The organism is Geodermatophilus arenarius, from assembly GCF_042654585.1.
Classification (GTDB): domain Bacteria; phylum Actinomycetota; class Actinomycetes; order Mycobacteriales; family Geodermatophilaceae; genus Geodermatophilus; species Geodermatophilus arenarius.
Genome location: NZ_JBHSGR010000055.1, coordinates 1 through 608, shown reverse-complemented (window position 1 = coordinate 608; position 608 = coordinate 1). Strand labels below are relative to the sequence as shown.

1 pseudogene is annotated in these 608 nt (G+C 82.9%); it reads left to right on the top strand.

Annotated features, from left to right (window positions below):
• A pseudogene (locus ACFO3M_RS22710) lies at positions 1 to 608 on the top strand (chromosome segregation protein SMC); the annotation flags it as partial.

Genomic DNA, 608 nt, shown 5'->3' with positions numbered 1-608 from the left:
GACGCCGACCGCGCAGCCGCCGTCCTCTCCTCGGGCCTGCCCGGCGTCGTCGGGCCGGTCACCGACCGGATCACCGTCGCGCCCGGCGCGGAGGTGCCGCTGGCCGCCGCCCTCGGCGGGCTGGCCGAGGCCGTCGTCGTCACCGGGGTCGCCGAGGCCACCGCCGTGCTCGCGCGGCTGCGCGACACCGACGCCGGCCGCGCCGGGCTGCTGGTCACCGGCGGCCCGCCCCCGCTGCCGCGCGAGGGCTGGCCGGCGCTGCCCGAGGGCCTGTCCTGGGCGCTGGACCTCGTCGAGGCGCCCGCGGAGCTGCACCCGGCGCTGGCCCGCGCGCTCGACCGGGTCGCCGTCGTCCCCACCCTCGACGCCGCCCGCGCGCTGGTGGCCACGCACCCGCGGGTGCGCGCGGTCACCGCCGACGGCGACCTCGTGGGCGCCGACTCCGCCACCGGCGGCGCGACGAACGCCCCCTCGGGCCTGGAGGTGCGCGCCCGCGTCGACGAGGCCGAGCGCGAGCTGGCCGCGGCCAGCGAGCGCGCCGCCGACCTCGCCGAGCGCGTGGCCGCCGCCCGCGAGTCCGCCGGCGCGCGCTCGGCCGACGTCGACGC